The organism is Sulfitobacter sp. HGT1 (assembly GCF_013282155.1).
GTDB lineage: Bacteria > Pseudomonadota > Alphaproteobacteria > Rhodobacterales > Rhodobacteraceae > Sulfitobacter.
Genome location: NZ_BLWI01000029.1, coordinates 1 through 1,359, shown reverse-complemented (window position 1 = coordinate 1,359; position 1,359 = coordinate 1). Strand labels below are relative to the sequence as shown.

Sequence of the window (1,359 nt, the reverse complement as noted above, 5' to 3'; positions counted from 1 at the left end):
TGAACTTGGACTGTTAGGTAAGCTGAGCAAGCAGTAACAACTCATGTACCGGCACCTCTTGCGGTGGCATGCAGGGAATCAACACCTGGAAGTGCCTCAACAGTGATGAGGCCCTCTGGATCAAGGGCTGAACCCTCTGGAGTATAAGTACCAACTGTAATGAAGTCAGAACCTGCTGCACCATCAGTACCTGCGAAGGGTGTTAGGACAACTAGTTCAGTACTTCGTAAATAGGAACCTGAGGGGATAGTATGAATCATTTCATTCACACCCGCTGTAGGTAAAGCGTTCCAGTCGAAGATATATTCAACCTGAACCTCGTCACCTACTCGTGATACAGTACGACCGAACTTGCCTTCTGTACCTTCTGGGCCGAACTTAGTGATTCGACCGTTAATGTTTTCGATATTTAAGTCAGACATCTTATTCCTTACTTATCTGTTAGTACAACGGCTAGTGTTTCAGGACGCTGTAAAGCGAAGCCCCAACGAGATAAAGCCCAGTGCTCGTCACGTTGTAAGTCGTCGTTACGCTTGTTACCTGCTGTAGGTGACTTACGTACAACACCCATGAAAGGTTTACCTTCATCGTCGCCTACGTACAGTGCCATGTTAGCAACACCGTTAGCACCAGTTGACTTACCATCAATAGTCTCTGCGCCTACGCGAGGTAGTGTAGTACTAATCATGATATCGAAGCCGTAGATGTTACGGTAGAACTGCATACCAGTACGGTCAGCGAAGCCTGTCTCGATAAGACCTTCGAAGCGAGGGTTATCAGAGGTAACTACTTGTGCTAAGCCGTTAAGCTCGAACTCTACTGTAGGGTCAACGATTAAGATACGACCGTTAGCAGGGATGTTAGCTTCGTCGAATGATAACTTAAGTTGACGGATGTCATCCAGAGTAATCTTACGAGCGCCGTTTGTACCACCTGATGCTACGAAGCGGTGAGGCTGTGCATTAATTAGGTTAAGGTCGCCAGCTGTTTGTTGTGACTGAGTAGCCATAACGTCTGAAACCATCTTAGTCATGAACGCTTGAGTACTCTTACGTAGTCGTGAACTAACTAAACCCGGTATCTTAGAAGCGCCGTCTTCACGTAGCTTATCTGTGATGTACCAAGCATCTTGGTCGTAGTCACTGATACGTAATTCAATACGTGATGTATCAATAGCAGAGAAGTCTAACGGAGAGTTCTCAGCGTATGGTGATAATGTGATGTCACCGATTTGGTCAATGTTCAATACTTCGCCTTCAGGAAATTCTGAAGTACGGTCGTTAAAGAACATGCTTGCATCCATCAGCTGTTGAGGGAACGACTCAATAAGAGACGTGCTGTACAACTGTTGGATTACCA

At 46.0% G+C, this 1,359-nt stretch carries 2 protein-coding genes; both read right to left on the bottom strand.

All coding sequences use genetic code 11. The features are described from left to right. Positions 1-41 precede the first annotated feature (41 nt). Entirely contained in the window at positions 42-422 is a 381-nt protein-coding gene (locus tag HGT1_RS18150) for a hypothetical protein (protein WP_176251367.1), read from the bottom strand. A gap of 8 nt (positions 423-430) precedes the next feature. Beyond that, on the bottom strand, positions 431-1,359 hold a 929-nt coding region (locus HGT1_RS18145), incomplete at its 5' end, for a hypothetical protein (RefSeq protein ID WP_217903000.1).